The 17,566-nt window shown below is 67.3% G+C and carries 13 protein-coding genes; 8 read left to right on the top strand and 5 right to left on the bottom strand.

Annotated elements, in window-relative coordinates; translation table 11 throughout:
- The first annotated feature begins 29 nt into the window (after positions 1-29).
- The 7 genes from BN1263_RS06975 to BN1263_RS06945 all read left to right on the top strand — a co-directional run bounded on the left by BN1263_RS06975 (position 30) and on the right by BN1263_RS06945 (position 8,625).
- Positions 30-2,192, top strand: coding sequence for a S46 family peptidase (locus BN1263_RS06975; RefSeq protein WP_058980339.1), 2,163 nt, complete (start codon positions 30-32; stop codon positions 2,190-2,192).
- Between the two features lie 200 nt (positions 2,193-2,392).
- On the top strand, positions 2,393-3,037 hold the full coding sequence (locus BN1263_RS06970; protein ID WP_005408242.1) for a histidine phosphatase family protein: 645 nt from the start codon (positions 2,393-2,395) through the stop codon (positions 3,035-3,037).
- Between the two features lie 35 nt (positions 3,038-3,072).
- A complete protein-coding gene (folC, locus tag BN1263_RS06965; RefSeq protein ID WP_058980338.1) occupies positions 3,073-4,344 on the top strand; it encodes a bifunctional tetrahydrofolate synthase/dihydrofolate synthase in 1,272 nt (423 codons plus the stop codon).
- 80 nt (positions 4,345-4,424) lie between these two features.
- Positions 4,425-5,468 (top strand): SPOR domain-containing protein, encoded by a 1,044-nt coding sequence (locus tag BN1263_RS06960; protein WP_058980337.1) that lies wholly within the window; start codon positions 4,425-4,427, stop codon positions 5,466-5,468.
- Positions 5,469-5,514: 46 nt separating this feature from the next.
- Positions 5,515-6,294: a CvpA family protein gene (locus BN1263_RS06955; RefSeq protein ID WP_019659549.1), complete on the top strand. Its 780-nt coding sequence runs from the start codon at positions 5,515-5,517 to the stop codon at positions 6,292-6,294.
- Positions 6,295-6,324: 30 nt separating this feature from the next.
- The gene (gene purF, locus BN1263_RS06950) at positions 6,325-7,791 is read left to right on the top strand and encodes an amidophosphoribosyltransferase (RefSeq protein ID WP_049414284.1); all 1,467 of its coding nucleotides are present in this window, start codon (positions 6,325-6,327) and stop codon (positions 7,789-7,791) included.
- Positions 7,792-7,800: 9 nt separating this feature from the next.
- Positions 7,801-8,625, top strand: coding sequence for a ferritin-like domain-containing protein (locus BN1263_RS06945; RefSeq protein WP_058980336.1), 825 nt, complete (start codon positions 7,801-7,803; stop codon positions 8,623-8,625).
- A gap of 86 nt (positions 8,626-8,711) precedes the next feature.
- Here BN1263_RS06945 and BN1263_RS06940 read toward each other — a convergent pair whose 3' ends face one another.
- The gene (locus tag BN1263_RS06940; RefSeq protein WP_058980335.1) at positions 8,712-10,169 is read right to left on the bottom strand and encodes a T6SS phospholipase effector Tle1-like catalytic domain-containing protein; all 1,458 of its coding nucleotides are present in this window, start codon (positions 10,167-10,169) and stop codon (positions 8,712-8,714) included.
- Positions 10,170-10,394: 225 nt separating this feature from the next.
- Between BN1263_RS06940 and BN1263_RS06935 the strand changes: the two genes are divergently transcribed.
- Positions 10,395-11,648 (top strand): M12 family metallo-peptidase, encoded by a 1,254-nt coding sequence (locus BN1263_RS06935; protein WP_058980334.1) that lies wholly within the window; start codon positions 10,395-10,397, stop codon positions 11,646-11,648.
- Between the two features lie 87 nt (positions 11,649-11,735).
- On the opposite strand, the gene lpxH is transcribed toward BN1263_RS06935, so the two are convergent.
- The 4 genes from lpxH to BN1263_RS06915 form a co-directional block, all read right to left on the bottom strand.
- A complete protein-coding gene (lpxH, locus tag BN1263_RS06930; protein WP_058980333.1) occupies positions 11,736-12,482 on the bottom strand; it encodes a UDP-2,3-diacylglucosamine diphosphatase in 747 nt (248 codons plus the stop codon).
- Between the two features lie 65 nt (positions 12,483-12,547).
- The gene (locus tag BN1263_RS06925; RefSeq protein WP_058980332.1) at positions 12,548-13,087 is read right to left on the bottom strand and encodes a phosphatase PAP2 family protein; all 540 of its coding nucleotides are present in this window, start codon (positions 13,085-13,087) and stop codon (positions 12,548-12,550) included.
- The gene (locus BN1263_RS06920) at positions 13,068-14,213 is read right to left on the bottom strand and encodes a glycosyltransferase family 4 protein (RefSeq protein ID WP_058980331.1); all 1,146 of its coding nucleotides are present in this window, start codon (positions 14,211-14,213) and stop codon (positions 13,068-13,070) included. The genes BN1263_RS06925 and BN1263_RS06920 overlap by 20 nt, the downstream gene beginning before the upstream one ends.
- 143 nt (positions 14,214-14,356) lie before the next feature.
- A complete protein-coding gene (locus BN1263_RS06915; protein ID WP_058980330.1) occupies positions 14,357-17,281 on the bottom strand; it encodes a TonB-dependent receptor domain-containing protein in 2,925 nt (974 codons plus the stop codon).
- Positions 17,282-17,566: the final 285 nt, after the last annotated feature.

Genomic DNA, 17,566 nt, shown 5'->3' with positions numbered 1-17,566 from the left:
TCGAGGGTTCCACTACCAGGGGCTGCTCCATGCGCTCGAACCTGCTTGCATTTTCCATCGTCGCCAGCCTCGGCCTGGCCCAGATCGCCCATGCCGCTGAAGGCATGTGGGTGCCGCAGCAACTGCCGGAAATCGCCGGCCCGCTGCAGAAGGCCGGCCTGAAGCTGTCCCCGCAGCAGCTGTCCAACCTGACCGGCGACCCGATGGGCGCGGTCGTCGCCCTCGGCGGCTGCACCGCCAGCTTCGTCTCGCCGCAGGGTCTGGTGGTCACCAACCACCATTGCGCGTATGGCGCCATCCAGCTGAATTCGACCGCGCAGAAGAACCTGATCAAGGACGGCTTCAACGCGCCGACCCTGAAGGACGAACTGAGCGCCGGCCCGAACGCCCGCGTGTTCGTGCTCGACCAGATCACCGACGTCACCGCCCAGGCCAAGGCCGCCATCGCCGCCGCCGGCAACGACCCGTTGGCCCGCAGCCGCGCGCTGGACGCCTTCGACAAGGCCCAGGTTGCCGCCTGTGAGGCCGATGCCGGTTTCCGCTGCCGCCTGTACAGTTTCTCCGGCGGCAACACCTACCGCCTGTTCCGCAACATGGAAATCAAGGACGTGCGCCTGGTCTACGCGCCCCCGGGCAGCGTCGGCAAGTTCGGCGGCGACGTCGACAACTGGATGTGGCCACGCCACACCGGCGATTTCTCGTTCTACCGCGCCTACGTCGGCAAGGACGGCAAGCCGGCCGCCTTCGCCGCCGACAACGTGCCGTACCAGCCCAAGCACTTCCTGAAGTTCGCCGACCAGCCGCTGGGCGCCGACGACTTCGTGATGGTGGCCGGCTACCCGGGCCGCACCAACCGCTACGCGCTGGCCGGTGAGTTCAACGAAACCGCCAGCTTCACCTACCCGACCATCGCCAAGCACTACAACGCGGTGCTGAAGCTGATCGCCGACGCCGGCAAGGCCGACGCCGACGTCAAGGTGAAGTACGCCGCCACCGCCGCCAGCATGAACAACGTGGCCAAGAACTACCTGGGCCAGCTGGAAGGCTTCAAGCGCATCGACGCCGCTGGCCAGAAGCAGGCTGAAGAAGCCGCCGTGCTGGCGTGGCTGAAGAAGCAGGGCGCTGCCGGCAAGCCGGCCCTGGCCGCACACGCGCAGCTGCTCAAGCATCTGGATACCAGCAAGGCCACCCGCGAACGCGACCTGTTCGTCGGCCAGTTCAACAACACCTCGGCCGTTGGCGCGGCGATCACCCTGTACCGCCTGTCGATCGAGCGCAGCAAGCCGGATGCCGAACGCGAAGCCGGTTACCAGGAACGCGACCTGACCACCATCGAAGGTGGCCTGAAGCAGATGGATCGTCGCTACGTGGCGAAGATGGACCAGCAGCTGCAGGCCTACTGGCTGGAGCAGTACGTGGCCCTGCCGGCCGCGCAGCGCGACAATGACGTGCTGAACAAGTGGCTGGCCGGCAGCGATGCCGCTGCGGTGAAGTCGGTGGTGGCCAAGCTGTCGGGCACCGAGCTGGGCAGCCTGGATGCACGCCTGAAGTGGTTCAAGGCCGACCGTGCCGCGTTTGAAGCCAGCAGCGATCCGGCCATCCAGTACGCCGTGGCTGTCATGCCGGCACTGCTGAAGCAGGAAGAGCAGAAGAAGATCCGCGAAGGCGAATCGCTGACCGCGCGCCCGCTGTACCTGCAGGCCGTGGCCGACTACAAGAAGAGCCAGGGTGAGTTTGTCTACCCGGACGCCAACCTGTCGCTGCGCATCACCTTCGGCAACGTCATGGGCTATGGCAAGGACGGCGTGACGTACACCCCGTTCACCACCCTGGAAGGCGTGGCGGCGAAGGAGACCGGTGAAGATCCGTTCGATTCGCCGAAGGCGCTGCTCGATGCGGTCAAGGCCAAGCGTTACGGCGGCCTGGAAGACAAGCGCATCGGTTCGGTGCCGGTGAACTTCCTGTCCAACCTGGACATCACCGGCGGCAACTCGGGTTCGCCGGTGCTGGACGCCAACGGCAAGCTGGTCGGCCTGGCCTTCGATGGCAACTGGGAATCGGTCAGCTCCAACTGGGTGTTCGACCCGGTGATGACCCGCATGATCGCCGTCGACAGCCGCTACATGCAGTGGATCATGCAGGAAGTGGCGCCGGCGCCGCAGCTGCTGAAGGAACTGAACCTGGCGAAATAAACCGGTTGCGGTAGTGCCGGCCGCTGGCCGGCAACCTCGACCCGATGGCCGGAAACCCCGAAACCCCGCGACCCACGTCGCGGGGTTTTTTCATGCCCGGCCCGGCCCGGTGCGCCGAACAGGTATCATCCCTGTTCCGCGTGCTTCACAGGATGTGAACGAAACGCGGAAACCTCCTCCCCCCAGGACCCCTTGCACGCATGCGCATCCTGCTTGCCCGCCACGGCGAAACGCCGTGGAACGCCGAAGGCCGCTACCAGGGCCAGATCGACATCCCGCTTTCGCCGATCGGCGAAGCCCAGGCCCAGGCCCTGGGTGCCCGCCTGGCCTCGGTGGACATCACCCGTGCCGTCGCCTCGCCGCTGTCGCGCGCGCAGCGGACCGCGCAGCTGGCGCTTGGCGCCGCCCGCGCCGACATGCTGCTGACCGAGCCGGAGCTGCAGGAAATCGCCCACGGTGAATGGGAAGGGTTGCTGGCCAGCGAGATCCACGAGAAGGATCCGTCGCGCCTGCAGGCCTGGCGCGAGGAGCCGGATACGGTGTTGATGCCCGGCGGCGAATCGCTGCGCCTGGTGCTGGAGCGCAGCTGGCGTGGCCTGGCCCGCGCCACCGAAGGCCTCGGCGAGCACGACACCCTGCTGGTGGTTGCGCACGATGCGGTCAACCGCGTGATCCTGTGCAAGGTGCTGGGCCTGCCGCTTTCCCGGCTGTGGACCTTCCGCCAGGCACCGACCACGCTCAACCTGCTCGAAGGCGCCGACCTGGACAGCCTGGAAGTGGTGCGCCTGAACGACTGCGCCCACCACACGCCGTTCTTCGGCGAAGCCAAGCACCGCGCCCTCTGATTCCCGAACCACCTGCTTCTGCTGGAACCCCTGCCGTGACGAACACCCCGACCACCCTGGCCGACTGGCTGGACTACATTGAACGCCAGCACCCGGCGACCATCGACATGGGCCTGGAGCGCGTGCGCGCCGTGGCCACCGCGATGGGCCTGGGGGCGCCGGGCAAGCGCACCATCGTGGTTGGTGGCACCAACGGCAAGGGCTCGACCGTCACCTTCATCGAAGCCATTGCACGTGCCGCCGGCTGGAAGGTTGGCGCGTACACCTCGCCGCATCTGCTGCGCTACAACGAGCGCGTGCGCATCGACGGCCAGGACGTGGACGATGCGGCGCTGGTTGCTGCGTTCAACGCCGTCGAGGCCGCACGCGGCGAGACCACGCTGACCTATTTCGAGTACGGCACGCTGGCCGCGCTGCAGCTGTTCGCCGACGCCGGGCTGGACCTGGCGGTTCTGGAAGTGGGTCTGGGCGGTCGCCTGGATGCGGTCAACATCGTCGACGCCGATGTGGCCGTGATCACCACTGTGGACATCGACCATGCCGAATGGCTGGGCGAAGACCGCGAAGCAATCGGCACCGAGAAGGCCGGCATCATCCGTGGCTGGAAGCCGGTGATCCTGGGTGAGACCGACCCGCCGTCGAGCGTGCTCGCACGGGCCTACCTGGTGGGTGCCAACGCGATCCGCGGCGGCAGCGACTATTTCTACGAGCCGATCGATGCCCAGCGCTGGCGCTGGCGGGACGTTGGCCTGCGCATGGAACTGCCAACCCCGGCGCTGGCCGGGCCGATCCAGCTGGCCAATGCGGGTGCCGCCATTGCTGCGCTGCGCGCGCTGGACAAGCCGGTGCCGCGCGCGGCGTGGGCCGCTGGTATCGCGGCGGCGCGTATCCCGGGTCGGCTGCAGGCGTTCGAGCGAGATGGCGTGCAGATCCGCGTCGACGTCGGGCACAACCCGCAGGCGGCGGGCCAGCTGGCCCGCGCGCTGAAGGCCGAAGCGTCGGCCGGGCGCACCTTGGCGGTGTATGCCGCATTGCAGGACAAGGACGCGGTGGGTGTGGTGCGGGCATTGCAGGGCGTGGTTGGCGAGTGGACCCTTGCCGGCCTGGACGGCCCGCGCGGCCAGAGTGCCGCCCAGTTGCAGGCGCGCCTGGCCGAGACCGATGCTGGCAGCGCGCAGCTGGCCGCTTCGGTCGAGCAGGCGCTGGCGCAGGTACTGGACCGGGCCGAGCGCGGTGACCGCGTACTGGTGTTTGGCTCCTTCCATACCGCCGCCGCCGCGTTGCAGTGGCTGCAGCGCAACGCCTGAGCCACGTTCAGCCAATCCCGACGCCGTCCGGTCCGGCACCCGTATAATCGACCGCAACCTCCGGACAGTTGCCGCCTCACGTGGATACGCCTCTGAAACAGCGTCTGATTGGTGCCATCGTGCTGGTCGCACTGGCCGTGATTTTCCTGCCGATGCTGGTCAAGGGACCTGCACCGGACAGCGGTGTGGCCTCGGTGCCGATCGCCGCGCCGGACGCGCCGGCCGATGGCCAGTTCGAAACCCGTGAACTACCGCTGGTGGCTCCGGCCGGTGGTGCCACCGGCCTGCAGACCGGGCAGGCCAAGCCGCTGCAGGACGCCGCCACGCCGGCCACGCCGCCGACCGTGGACACCTCCCCGGCGGTTGCTGCCGGCAACTACGCCGTCACCTTCGGCGCCTACGGCAGCAAGGCCGACGCCGATGCCGTGATTGCCTACCTGCAGCGCTCGCAGCTGCCGGGCTTCGCAGAAGCGACCATCATCAACGGCCGTCAGGCATGGCGTGTGCGCGTGGGGCCGTACGCCGACCGTGCACAGGCCGAGGCCGCCCGCCTGCAGGCGGTGAAGATCCGTGCCGATGTGAAGGCCGAAGTGATCACCCTGGATGCCGCAGCGGACAGCAGCGCCCCGGTGGCAGCCACCCCGGCACCGGCTACGCCGAGCGCCAGTACCCCATCCGCCGCCACCGCGCCGTCGGCCAGCAGCAACCCGGTGCGCAGTGAAAGCCTGCCGCCGAGTACGCCGACTGCAACGACCACTCCGGCGGCCAAGCCCGAGCCGCCGAAGCCGGCGCCGAAGCCCGAAACCCCGAAGCCCGAGCCGAAGCCGGAGGCCACCGCGAGCAAGCCGGCAACGGCCCCGGCCACGCCGGCAGCACCGGCCGCCAGCGGCGTCGGCTTTGCCGTGCAGCTGGGCGCGTTCGGCCAGGCCAACGATGCCAACGCCCTGCGCGACAAGGTCCGCGCCGCCGGCTTCAGTGCTTTTGTCGAGCAGGTGCGCACCGAAAAGGGCACCCTGCATCGCGTCCGCGTCGGGCCGGTGGCCAACCGTGGCGATGCCGAGCAGCTGAAGGCGCAGGTCGCCGCCAAGGTCGGCGTCGCCGGCATGGTCCGGCCGCACCCATGACCCACGCGCAGCCGCGTTGCCAGCGCCGCCGAAGGAGCGGGGCGCCATGATCGACGTGGTGCTGCTGATCGTGATCGCCGCCTCCACCCTGCTGGGGATGCTGCGCGGCTTCGTCGGCATCGTCATTGGCACCCTGTCGTGGCTGCTGGCCGCGTGGGCGGCCTTCGCCTTCGGCAATGATGCCGCCCATTGGTGGGCTGCCCCGGCGGCCCCCGGTGGCGAACACTTCGTCGGCGGCTACCTGGGCGTCGGCATCGGCGTGATGATCGTGGTTGCGGTGATCGGCATGGTCATCAAGGCTCTGGTCCACCGCAGCATGCTGACCAGCCTGGACCGCCTGCTGGGCGGGGTGCTGGGGGCCGTGCGGGGCGGCCTGATCGCCGCGATCCTGCTGCTGCTGGGCAGTTTCACCCCGTTGACTGCCGAGCCCTCCTGGCAGCGCTCGGCGGTGCGGCCACTGCTGAATCCCACCGTTGCGTGGATGAACAGCAAGCTGCCGCACTGGGAGGTTCCCGGGGCCGATCTGCTGCCCAAGGCCTTGCCGACCGACGCGCTGTCCCCATCTGCATTGATGGAGTTGGGCAAGAACGCAGGCGCCGGGTTGGGAAAGCCGGGCGCGGCAGGCGATAATGGCATCCTCAACCAGGTAGTGGCAGGCAGCGGATGGCTGCGGCCTGCGAAAGCGGAACAGGGCGATTCCTACGATCCGGCGGAAGTGCGCCCGGATGCTCCTGCACTGCCGGACAGTATCGAGCCGGGCGATCCGGCCAACGTCGACCGCGTGCGCGGCGACCACCGCGGCCAGGTACGGCCACCTTCCTTGTAACTGGGCACAGCCCAGCGGAGACCTCGCATCATGTGTGGCATCGTCGGAATCGTCGGCAACCAGAACGTCGCCGGGCAGTTGTATGACGGCTTGACCGTCCTCCAGCACCGTGGCCAGGACGCGGCGGGCATCGCCACCGCCAATGGCAGCCGCCTGCGCGTGCAGAAGGCCACCGGCCTGGTCCGCGATGTGTTCGATGCCCGCACCATGTCCACCCTGGAAGGCAGCGTCGGCATCGCCCACGTGCGTTACCCGACCGCCGGTTCGGAAGGCATGGACGAGGCGCAGCCGTTCTACGTCAATTCGCCGTACGGCATCGCGCTGGCCCACAACGGCAACCTGATCAATACCGAGGCGCTGCGCCAGCAGGTGTTCGAACAGGACCGCCGCAACGTCAACACCGATTCGGACAGCGAAGTGCTGCTGAACGTGTTCGCCTACGAGCTGGAACAGCAGCGCCAGCTCAGCCCGGAAGCCGCGATCCGCGCGGTGGCCGGCGTGCACCGCCGTTGCAAGGGCGGCTATGCGGTGGTCAGCGTGGTGCTGGGCCTGGGCCTGGTCGCCTTCCGCGACCCGCATGGCATCCGCCCGCTGGTGCTGGGCAAGCGCAGCCATGCCGAGGGTGACGAGTACATCGTGGCGTCCGAGTCGGCCGCGCTGGATGTGCTGGGCTTCCAGCGCGTGCGCGACGTGCAGCCGGGCGAGGCACTGGTCATCACTGCACGCGGCGAGCTGTTCTCGGAGATCTGCGCCGAGCCGGCCGAGCACACCCCGTGCATCTTCGAATACGTGTACTTCGCGCGCCCGGACTCGATGATCGACAACGTGTCGGTGCACAAGGCGCGCATGCGCATGGGCATCAAGCTGGGCGAGAAGATCCTGCGCCTGCGCCCGGATCATGACATCGACACCATCATCCCGATCCCGGACACCTCGCGCGACGCGGCGCTGGAAATCTCCAACGTACTTGGGGTGAAGTACCGCGAGGGCTTCATCAAGAACCGCTACATCGGCCGCACCTTCATCATGCCGGGGCAGGGCGAACGCGTGAAGTCGGTGCGCCGCAAGCTCAACCCGATCCACCTGGAGTTCCGCAACCGCGTGGTGCTGCTGGTGGACGATTCGATCGTGCGTGGCACCACCAGCCAGCAGATCGTGCAGATGGCCCGTGACGCGGGCGCGCGCAAGGTCTATCTGGCCAGCGCCGCGCCGCCGGTGCGCTACCCGAACATCTACGGCATCGACATGCCGGCGGCTGAAGAGCTGGTCGCGCACAACCGCACGGTGGAAGAGATCGAGGCCCACCTGGGCTGCGACTGGCTGATCTATCAGGACCTGGAAGACATGGAAGCGGCGGTGAGCGAAGGCAACCCGGCGCTGCGCAGCTTCGATTCGTCCTGCTTCAACGGCCACTACCCGACCGGCATTGAACCGGGCTACTTCGAGCGCATCCAGCAGCTGCGGTCGGACGATGCCAAGCACAAGCGCCGCGCCTGAGGATCAGGCGTGGTGGATGTGCCCGACGTTGGTGGCGACCTGCTGCGCGCTGCGCAGCAGTGCCTGGCTGAAGCCGATCCGCTGCGCAAGGTCGCATTGACCCAGGCGTATGCGGCCGCGTTCCGTGCCGGTCGCCTGAAGGTGGCGGCCAATGCGCCACCGCCGGAACCGATCCGCATGCCGGGCCGGCCGGCGCAGCTGATGCTGGTGCATCCGCGCGAAGTGCCGCGGCGCGGACTGGGTGGCGTGGAAGGGCGGGCCGCTTTCATCCACGCCATCGCCCATATCGAACTCAACGCGATCGACCTGGCCTGGGACGCGGTGTACCGCTTCCGTGGCCTGCCGTCGGCGTTCCATGCCGACTGGGTCAGCTGTGCCGACGACGAATCGCGGCATTTCATGCTGCTGCGGGAGCGCCTGCAGGTGCATGGCCACGACTACGCCGACTTCCCCGCGCACAACGGCCTGTGGGAAATGTGCGAAAAGACCGCGCACGATGGCCTGGCACGCATGGCGCTGGTGCCGCGCGTGCTGGAAGCGCGCGGCCTGGACGTCACCCCGGGCATGATCGGGAAGCTGCGCAATGTCGGTGATGGCGAAACCGCCGATGTGCTGGAGGTGATCCTGCGTGAGGAAGTGGCGCATGTTGCCGCCGGTTCGCGCTGGTACCGCTGGTACTGCGACCGCGCCGGTGTCGAACCGCGTGCACGTTTCAAGGAACTGCTGGTGGAGTACGCCGGCGGCTACCTGCACGGACCGTTCAACATCGAAGCGCGCCTGCTGGCCGGGTTCGATGCGGATGAGCTGGCCAACCTGATCGAACAGGCGGGCTGATCCGCGCCGGTTGGCGGCATCCACGCATGGCGTGGATCTACTTCATCTGGCTGCACCAGTAGATCCACGCCATGCGTGGATGCGCGTCATGCGTTGGGCAGGACCACCCGCTTGCCATCCACGGTTGGCCGGTTGATATAGAACAAGCCAGGGCCTGGTCGATACGGCAGTTCGCTGACGCCGGCATCGGCGGCGTAGGTCAGTGCGGTGTCGCCCAGCGCATCGAAGTTCCAGTGCGCCGACTGCATCAGGTAACGCCGACGCAGCAGCGCCTCCTGTGTCGCCGTCAGTGGCTGTCCGGCCACCAGGCGCCGTGCGATAGGCCGCAGGGCGGACGGCAGTTCCCAGCCGGGAACCTCGGCGGCATTTGCAGTCCATTGCACGCCGGCATCGATGGCCTGCTGCTGCATCACCTGCAGTGCGATCAGCTGGTAACGCCAGTCGATGGGCCGGCGCAGTACCACAGCGGCGGTCACATACAGCACCGGTGACAACAGCACGCTGCGGCTGCCGGCGCGTCGCTGCTGCTGCCACTGGTGCCAGACATCCACCCAGATTTCCTTCTCGTCCACGCCCAGCTGCTGTCGCCAGCGTTCGGCATCGGCCTGTGTTTCAGCATAGGCCGTGGTGGCCTGCAGCATCGCCAGTGGAGGAATCTGGTAGTCGGCAACCGCGGGGCGGCGCAGCAACTGCCGGCGCGGGCGACTGAGCAGCTTGGGCCCTTCGTCGAGCTGGTTGTAGCCGCCACCGATGTTGGCGTGCACGCCGGGCAGAGCAATCTCGGTGAACGGCGGCGCCACGCTGGTCAGTGCATAGTGCTGGCGATGTTCATCACGCGCGGTGAGCTGCACGACGTGGCGTGCGATGCCACTGCGCAGCGCCAGTTGCGGCTGTTCCTCGGCGCGGCCGCCATTGACCGCGACCACGGTGTCGAACAGCCCGATGAAGCGCAGCACCGGCGTGGCCGGGGCGAAGTTCGCAGTGCAGGACAGGCCGGCGGCCTGTAGCAGCTGGCGCCAGCGCACGCCGTCCCAGCCCTGAAGTTGGTTGGCGATGTCACGTGCGGCAGCAGCGCCGCGTGAATAACCGAACAGGTCCAGCTGCACGCCATGCAGCGGTCGCTGCCAGCGTGCGGATAGTCCAGACAGTGCGGCCGGAAGCAGCACCTGCAGCGCGCGCTGCACTTTCGCGCGCACACCACTGGCGCCGATGCCGAACGCCAGTCCGATCAGGTCGTCGTCGGCATCGTCGCGGGTGCCCACGCCTTCCACGTAGATCGACAGCGAAGGTGTGGCCATCGCATCGCGGCGGCTGTCCGGATACAGCTGCTGCAGGCGTGCGATGTTGGTCAGGCCGTTGTCGTAGCTGCTGGTCAGCCGGCTCTGGTAGGTCGAATCGTCATCCGCACGCAGCTGCGCCGGACGTGGCTGCGGAACCCGGGGGCGACCGCGTGCCAGGTTGTGTGCGTTGTTGCGGGTGCCATCGAAGAACAGGCCTATCCGCAGCAAGCCGACATCTTCGTCCGTGTCCTGCGATGGAGCCATGTGCATGTCCCGTCGTGGCTACGTCACGGTAGCGCGAAAGCGGTGTATTGGCGAAGTGTAGTGATGCTTTTGACCTTAATTAACGTAGATGCGGTGGATCACAGTTCCTGATTTTCATCTCCGTCTTCTATTGAATTCACACGGCCCACGCAGGCCATATGGCCAAACCCGGCAAACCCGGGCGTGCTGCATCAACGCTGTTCACATCATTCAAGGAGCGACGCAATGTTGTCCAGATCGATTGGCAAAGCGGCAGGTGGCCTGGTGTTGGGTTTGTCGGTGGCAGCGGCCGCGCAGGCGGCACCGTTGTTGGAGCCAGTGACGGTCATCAGCCGTGCATCGGCAAACAGTGAGCCCGCGCTGGGCAAGCTGCTGGCCACCCCGTCCACCGCGACGGTACAGGAAGTGCGTGTCGATGCAGCTGCCACCGCGCAGCCGCAGCTCGAGTTCGAACTGCTCGGCCGGCGCGTGCAGGCGGTGCGCAGCAAGGTGGAGGCGCTGCCCGATGGCGGCAGCATCTGGTACGGCCAGTTCCGCTCCCCTTCGGACAAGCTGACCGCTGCCACGTCCAATGGCCAGGACGATCCGGGCAATTCGCTGATCCTGGTGCGCTCGGGCGACACCATCACTGGGTCGATCCGCAAGGACGGCAAGCTCTATCGCCTGCGCCCGCTGGGCAACCGCCACGTGCTGGTGGAAGTGGACGAATCGCGGATGCCGGCCGACCATCCGGCCGACTACAACCAGCTGCCGAAAATCCCGATGGGCGCCAACGATCGCATCGGTACCGCACAGGCGTCGTCCGGCACCCCGGCCACCATCCGCGTGCTGGTGGTGGCGACCAATGCGGCCGTGGCGGCCTATGGCGGCAACATGCAGTCGCTGGTGCAGCTGGCCGTGGCCGAGTCCAACCAGGGGTATGTCAACAGCAACGTGGGCATCACCATGCAGCTGGCCCGCTACGAGACCACCAACTACACCGAATCGGGCAGCTTCGATACTGATCTGGCCCGCTTCCGTGGCACCAGCGACGGCTACATGGACAGCATCCACACCAGCCGGAACACCTACACGGCGGACGTGGGCGTGCTGCTGATCAACAACAGTGCGTACTGTGGCCTGGCCTCGGGCATAGGCTCGACGGCTTCCACCGCCTTCGCGGCGGTGTACTGGGATTGCGCGACAGGCTATTACTCGTTCGCGCACGAGATCGGCCACCTGCAGAGTGCACGGCATGATATCGCCACCGACCCGAGCACCTCGCCGTACGCCTATGGCCATGGTTATCGCTATGAGCCGTCCAGCGGCACCGGCTGGCGCACGATCATGGCCTACAACTGCACCCGCAGCTGCCCGCGCCTGAACTACTGGTCCAACCCGAACATCAGCTACAACGGCATCCCGATGGGCAACGCCAGTACCGCCGACAACCAGCGCGTGCTGGTCAATACCAAGGCCACCATCGCGGGCTTCCGCTGAGGCCAGGCGCCGGCCAGGGGCGGTGTCTGCCCGGGTGCGTGCACCTGCCCGGGTAGATGCCAACCCTGGTTGGCACCCTGCGATCCATCATTCGCGCGCGAGCGTATCCAGCGACCAGCCGCCGGCATCCACGCGCAGCACCGATCCCTGTTCGTACCAGTCGCCCAGTACGATGCGGGTGCAGGTGCGTCCCCCGGCCTGCAGCGTGTGCACCGCCGGGCGATGGGTGTGGCCGTGGATCATGGTGTCCACGCCATGGCGCACGAAGGTGGCATCGACTTCGGCCGGAGCCACATCGGTCACGGTCTCGAACTGCGCACGATCGCCCTGCTTCATTTCCGACTGGCGGGCCTGGCTGGCGTCGCGTGCCTTCTGCGCGAAGGCGATGCGTGCGGCCAGCGGCTGCGACAGGAACTGCGCCTGGAATGCCGGGTCGCGCGTCTGCGCGCGGAACTGCTGGTAGGGAATGTCGTCGGTGCACAACAGGTCGCCGTGCTGCAGCAGCACAGGGCGGCCGTACAGTTCGATCACGCAGGGGTCGGGCAGGATGCGCAGGCCGGCGCGGCGGGCATAGTCCTCGCCGAGCAGGAAATCGCGGTTGCCGCGTATGAAGTACACCGGCACGCCGCTGTCGGAGAGTGCCTTCAGTGCGACGGCCACCGCATCGGCGGTGGGCGAGGGCGTGTCGTCGCCGATCCAGGCCTCGAACAGGTCGCCCAGGATGTACAGCGCATCGGCGCCGGGCGCCTGGTCGCGCAGGAAGCGCAGGAACAGGTCGGTGATCTCCGGACGGCTGTGGTCCAGATGCAGGTCGGAAATGAACAGCGTGGTCATGCCTGCATTCTAGGCCATCAACGATGACGGTAGCGCCGGGCCACGCGCGGCCGGTGCAGCGGCCATCACACCGGCAGCGGCAGCCAGGCCAGGCTGGCCGAGGCCAACAGGATGGCGATGCCGGTGGCGGCCAGTACATCGGACGGGTAGTGCAGGCCCAGTACCACCCGCGACAGCGCAACGCCGAAGGTGAAGGGAACCAGCAGCGGTGCCAGCCACGGGTGGTAGGCCAGCGCGACGATGGTGAACGACACCGCGTGCAGGGTGTGCCCGGAAGGGAAGCTGAACTCGTCCAGCGGCGCCACCCAGGCGCGGATGCGCAGATCGGCCGCATACGGGCGAGGGCGTCGGGTCCAGCGCTTGAGGCCCTTGTAGAGCAGCAGTGCGGCCAACCCGGTGGCGGCCATGTGCACCGATGCACGCAGTCCGTCGAAGCCGTCCAGCAGCACCAGTGCGCCCATCAGCACGTACCAGAATACGCCATCGCCGAGCCGGCTGATGACCGAGAACAGCCGGCGCACACGGCGACGCCGGCAGTAGTGGTTGGCCCGGCGGCACAGCCGTGCTTCGCGGCCGGCCAGCAGCTCAAGCGGCGTAGTGCGCATGGCCGCTCCTCCGCGACTGGGCCAGCTCGGCCAGCAGCGCATCGAATTCGGCAACCACCTGCTGTGGATGCAGGCGCTTCATCGCACGCGCGGCGCTGCTGCCCAACTCGCGGCGCCGTGCATCATCGGCGGCCAGCTGCACGGCTGCCTCGATGAACTGCTCATCGTTCTCCACGGCCGCGCCGTTCTCGCCGTCACGCAGGTATTCGCGAGCCGCGCCATAGTCGAAAGCGACGGTGGCCAGGCCGCTGGCCATGCTTTCCAGGGTCACGTTGCCAAAGGTCTCGCTGCGGCTGGGGAACAGGAACAGATCGCCGCTGGCGAAATGCCGGGCCAGCGCATCGCCGCGCTGGATGCCGCAGAAGATGAAGTCGGGATTCTCATGGGCCAGCTTCTCGCGGGCCGGGCCATCACCCACCCATACGAAGCGGGCTTTGGGCCGGATCTGCTGCAGGCGTCGGAAGGCTCTCACCGCCAGGCCAAGGTTCTTTTCCGCGGCGATGCGGCCGACGTAGATCGCGACCAGGCCATTGCCGTCCACGCCCCATTCCTCGCGCAGCGCCGGGTCGCGCCGGCCGGGATCGAACTGCTGGCTGTCGACCGCGCGCGCCAGCAGGCGCACGCGGTCGAAGCCCTGTTCAACAAGGAACTGCTGCAGTTCGCGGGTGGGCACCAGGGTTGCATCGGCCTGATTGTGGAACCGGCGCATCCAGCGCATCGCCGCGGCCTGCAGCCAGGCCACGCCGTAGTCGGGCAGGTACTCGTCGAAGCGGGTGTGGAAACCACTGGCGACCGGAATGCCAAGGCGGCGTGCGGTGCGCAGCGCCGACCAGCCCAGCGGGCCCTCGGTGGCAATGTAGACCGCATCGGGACGCTGCTGCTGCCAGTGGCGGTTGAGCCGGATCGGCGCAGGCAGGCCGAAGCGCAGGCCGGGGTAGCGCGGCAGTGCGGCGCCCGGAACCAGCAGCGCACCTGGCGCCGAGTCCGGTGCTTCGCTGGCCTGGCGTGGCCGGATCAGGTCGATGTCATGGCCGGAATTGCGCAGTCCCTGCTCCAGGCCCTGCACGGTGAGGGCAACGCCGTTCACTTCCGGCGGGTAGGTCTCGGTGACGATGGCATAGCGCATGGCGGGCCTCCGGGTTTCCGGCATGCTCGGGCCTGGCGATGTAGCGGATATGACCGCTTTGCGACCACGGGATGACGACCGTCCGGTTGCCGTGGAGCCACGGCCCCGAAGGGCCGTGGCGGTGCTGCAGCAAGCGCGGTGGATCAGAAGCGCTGCTGGTATTTCATGAAGATGAAACGACCAATGTCGAAGCCACCGTAGTAGGAGAAATTGGCGCTCGGCTGGCTGTACATGACCGGACCCTGGCGGCCGAACACATTGTTGGCACCGATCGAGACGGTCGCATCCCATGGCAGGTTGTAGCGTGCCTGCACGTCGTGGAAGGTGACCGATCCGCGACGGTTGTAGTCACGGCTGCCGCTGAACCATGGTGCGCGCTGGTCGGGGTGCGAACACTCGTTCGGATACTCATCAACGCCCAGGCAGCGCTCCTTGACCGCAGAGAAGTAGCGCAGGCCCCAGTTCAGGCCGAGGTTGCCGCGTTCCCAGCCCAGCGATGCGTTGGAGCGCACGCGGAAGCCGATGCCACCGTCGGTGGCGATGCCATTGCTGGGAATCGGCGGTACATCCGCCTCGTTGGTGGTCCGTTGCTCCGCGGCGACCACATAGGTGGTCTTCCAGTCGGCGCTCAACGTGCCCCAGGAGGTTTCGATCTTGTGGCCGATCTCCAGGTCATAGCCTTCGGCCTGGCGGAAACCGCTGTTGCGGCTGCCATAGCTGAGCGTGTTGACGATGCCCAGCTCCGGGTCGCGGGTAAAGCTGCCGCAGCGCTCGGCGATGCCCAGTTCGTAGCAGTCGCGGAGGATGTCGTTGGGGTGGTCGGCGACAATGGTGTTGTCGATGCGGATCTTCCACCAGTCCAGCGCGATGTTCAGCCCTTCGGCAAACGTCGGGCTCCACACCAGGCCCAGGGTGCGGCTGGTGGAGGTTTCCGGCTTCAGGTCGGGATTGGAACCGTTGGTGAAGGGCAGCGGTGTCTGCCCGCTGCTGCCGGTGATCGGCTCATTGCCCTGGCCGAGCTGGCGGTAGCTGTCTGCATTGGCGATGTCGGCGGCGCAGCGTGCACGCACCTCCGGGCTGCTGGCGGCCGCGCCATACACCGTATCGCAGGGGTCACGGAAGCCGGTGGTGAAGGTCTGCGAACCCCCACCGTACAGATTCGCGATGGTCGGTGCACGGAAGCCCTGCGCCCAGGTGCCACGGACCAGCAGCTGGTCGATCGGCTTCCACGACACGCCGAACTTGCTGTTGAGCGTTCCGCCGAAGGTGGTGTAGTCCGAGTAGCGCGTTGCCGCGTCGAGGGTCAGCTGGCGTGCACCGGGGAGGTCGTGCAGCAACGGCACGCTCAGCTCCAGGTAGGCCTCGTCGACGCGGTAACCCCCTCCAGTGGGGCCCGCCGCCAGGTTGGTGGTGGCACCGGTCTGGGCCAGCGCGTCGGGAATGAAGCGCCCCTCCTCGCGGCGGCTCTCCACGCCCAGGGCGAAGCCCAGTTCCCCCGCAGGCAGCGTGGCAAGGCCTCCACTGAGGCTGGCGAACAGGTTGCGGGTGGTGTTTCTGCCACGGGTGATTTCCTCGGGGAACAGCCAGTCCTGCAGTTCGCTGTTGCCGGTCAGGCCGTAAGGGTCATCCTGGCCATACGGTACCAGCGGATTCCAGGGCTTGCAGCCGGCAATCGGTGCCTCCGGTGTACCGCATTCCACCTTGCCGGTGGCCGGGTTGTAGAACGAAGGGCCGGTGGAATCGGCGACGCGCTGCTTGTGCAGGTTGCCGGTGGCACGCTGCTCCAGTTCGCTGCGGTTGTACTGGTAGCCGGCTTCCCAATCGAACTCGCGACCGACGAACTGGAAGTTGCCTTCAAACGCGGCCACACCCTGCCAGGTGGTCAGTTCGCTGATGCTGACCCGCGGAATCTCCCAGGTGCGGCGGTTCCAGTGCACGTCGCTTGGGTGTTCATAGCCGTGGTGGCTGCCGAACGGGTTGAACCAGCTGTCGGCGGACATCGGCGTGATGCCGGCCGCAGCGGACTGGAACGGATAGCCGGCGACCTGGCGCGTGGTGGAACGCCGGTTGTAGGCCAGCTGCGTACTGAAGCGGACCTGGTCGTTCATATCCATGCGTGCGTCGACAAAGAGCGAATCGCGCTTGATCGGTGTCTGCACGTGCATCTGCTCGTTGCTGTTGCTGACATCACCGGTGAACGGTGTGTTGTCACTGAGGTGGAAACTGTCCGGCCCGCCCGGCTGGCTGCCGCGGTCGAGGGAATAGCTGCAGCCACGGCTGCTGCTGCAGCCCGGGCCCTTGAAGCCGACGATGCGCCCCCACTGGCCGACCGTGGTCCAGCCATCGTCCGGATGACGATCGGTGTAGCTGTAGGCGCTGAAGCCGCGGTCCTTGGCCCATACGCCCTTCTCTTCGACATGCTCGGCGGCGACGCTGATCGAGGCGCGGTCGTTCGACCAGCCGGCAACCACGTCGTACTGGGTGCGCGCACCGTCACCTTCGCTGAACTGCCCGTGGTAGACGTTGGCCGCCACGCCCTGGACGTTGCGCCGGGTGATGATGTTGACCACGCCGGCCATCGCGTCGGAACCGTAAATGGCCGACGCGCCGTCCTTGAGCACTTCCATGCGCTCCACCGCAGCGGCCGGAATGCTGGAAATGTCCTGGTAACCCGAAGTGGTCATGCCCAGGCGCTTGCCGTTGACCAGCACCAGCGTGCGCTGCGCCCCCAGCCCGCGCATGTCCACGTAGCTGCCGCCTGCGCTCTCGCCGGCGCTGAGCGGGCTGGCGCGGCTGAGCGCGGGGCTTCCGGTCGCGGTCAGGTTCTGCAGGATGTCTGCGACGGAATTGAAGCCCTGCCGCTCGATGTCGGCGCGGCTGATGGTCAGCACCGGCTGTGCGGTTTCCAGGTCGACCTGGCGGATGCGCGAACCGGTGATCTCGACACGGTCCAGCGTGGTGGCTTCCGGTGCGTGCTGGGCAAATGCGGGGGCGGCCAGCGCGGTGGCGGCCGTCACCGCCAGGGCACGACGGATCGCCAACCCGAGCTCGGGAATACGGATGGTCATGGGTCTCTCTCTCAGTCTTCGAAGTCTTCGGAGCACAGCCAAGCGGGGCTGCGTCAATCCCACCGCGGTGGTGGATGTTCGAACCTAGTGAAGATGGGCGCGGAGACGTATGGGCAAGCGACGAAAGTCGTGCAGACAGGTGTGACGCTTCTGCACAAAGCGGAAGCAGATCAATCGATTGCTCCGGCCTGCGGCGTTACGGCGGAGGCGAGGCAGCGGACCGGGTCCCTGATGGAACGCAGCACGGGCAATGTGGAAAGCGACAGTCTGCGCAGAATCAGAAAG

Origin of the sequence: Stenotrophomonas thermophila, assembly GCF_001499715.1 — a bacterium.
GTDB lineage: Bacteria > Pseudomonadota > Gammaproteobacteria > Xanthomonadales > Xanthomonadaceae > Stenotrophomonas > Stenotrophomonas hibiscicola.
This window is presented reverse-complemented; position numbering and strand designations above follow the sequence as displayed.